Genomic DNA, 1,639 nt, shown 5'->3' with positions numbered 1-1,639 from the left:
GACACCCGCCCCCGCGCCTGACACCGCCCAACGCCCGCCGCCGCGCCCCCGATGCGACGGCGGCGGACACCTGCACCGCGCCGGCCCCCCCTTCTGGACGCGCCCGGGCGCGCGGTAGCATCGGGCCATGTCACATGCCACCGATCACGCACGCATCGCGGTCATCGGCGCCGGCCCCGTGGGCCTCGCGACCGCGATCGGCCTCGCGCGCGCCGGCATCCGCCCGGTCGTCCTCGACGCGAAGCCCGCCGTCGCCTGGACCAGCCGCGCCACCTGCATCTCGCGGCGCAGCCAGGAAATCCTCGACCGCCTCGGCGCCGGCCGCGCCTTCGCCGACAAGGCGCTCGGCTGGTCCACCGGCCGCACCTTCCACCGCGACCGCCTCGTCTTCCGCCTCGACATGCCGCACGACGCGGGCGACCGGCACGCGCCCTTCGTCAACCTCCAGCAATACTGGACCGAACAGTTCCTGGTGGACGCGCTCGCGGACCAGACCGGCCCCGACACGCTGCGCTGGGATCACCGCGTCACCGCCGTCCGCCCCGACGCCGATGGCGTGACGCTCGACCTCGACACGCCGGACGGCGCCCGCACGCTGCGCGCCGAATGGCTGGTCGCCGCCGATGGCGGGCGCTCGGTCGTGCGCGAACAGCTCGGGCTGAAGCTGCACGGCACCGCCTATGAAAGCCGCTATCTGATCGCCGACATCGAAATCCCCGGCGTCGCGCGCCCGGTGGAGCGGCTGGTGTGGTTCGACAGCCCCGCCAATCCCGGCTCGACCGTCATCGTCCACATCCAGCCCGACCATATCTGGCGCATCGACTGCCAGTTGCGCGACGACGAGGACGCCGAGGCGGCACTGGCGGAGGACGCGGTGCGCGCGCGCATCACGGCACAGCTCGCCATGATGGGCGTCGACGCACCCTGGCGGCTGGTCTGGCGCAGCCTCTACAAGGCGCTCGCCCTCTCGCTCGACGAGTACCGTCACGGCCGCGTGCTGCTGGCGGGCGATGCCGCGCATCTGGTGCCGATCTTCGGCGTGCGCGGCCTCAATTCCGGCTTCGACGACGCGCACAACCTCGCTTGGAAACTCGCCGCCGTCATGCGCGGCGCGGCACCCGACGCGCTGCTCGACAGCTACGGCGCCGAACGCCGCCGCGCGACGGCGGAGAACCATGCGGCGGCGATCAAAAGCACCTGGTTCATGTCGCCGCCCGGCCCCGGCTTCCGGCTGCTGCGCGACGCGGCGCTGCATCTCGCGGCCGAGCACCCCTGGGCGAGCGCGCTGGTCAATCCGCGCCAGTCCTCGGCCCACACCTACGACGCCTCGCCCGTCATCGTGCACGACGATCCGATCGGCGGCGGGGTCACGCCGGGCGCGGTGCTGCCCAATCTGCGCCTTGGCGACGGGACATGGCTGCACGACCTGTTGCCGCGCGACGGCTTCGCCGTGCTGGCGACCGGGACGGACGATCGCGACGACGCGGCGCTGCGCGATCTCGGCCTCGCGGTCATCCGCCCCGCCGCCCTCCCCGCAGCGCTCGCGGCCCCGGGCCTCGCCGGCTATCTCGTGCGTCCGGACGAGCATGTCGCCGCGCGCCTGCCGGACCTGCGCCCCGCGACCGTCGCGGCCGCGCTC

The 1,639-nt window shown here is 74.1% G+C and carries 1 protein-coding gene; it reads left to right on the top strand.

Features of this window, described 5'->3' with window-relative positions; all coding sequences use genetic code 11:
- Positions 1–127 precede the first annotated feature (127 nt).
- Positions 128–1,639, top strand: a 1,512-nt coding sequence (locus B8460_RS15150; RefSeq protein ID WP_048862443.1) for an FAD-dependent monooxygenase, incomplete at its 3' end; no start/stop codon positions are given.

Source organism: Acidisphaera rubrifaciens HS-AP3, assembly GCF_000964365.1.
GTDB lineage: Bacteria > Pseudomonadota > Alphaproteobacteria > Acetobacterales > Acetobacteraceae > Acidisphaera > Acidisphaera rubrifaciens.
Note: the sequence above shows the minus strand (reverse complement) of the source record. Positions and strands in the feature narration are given on the sequence as shown.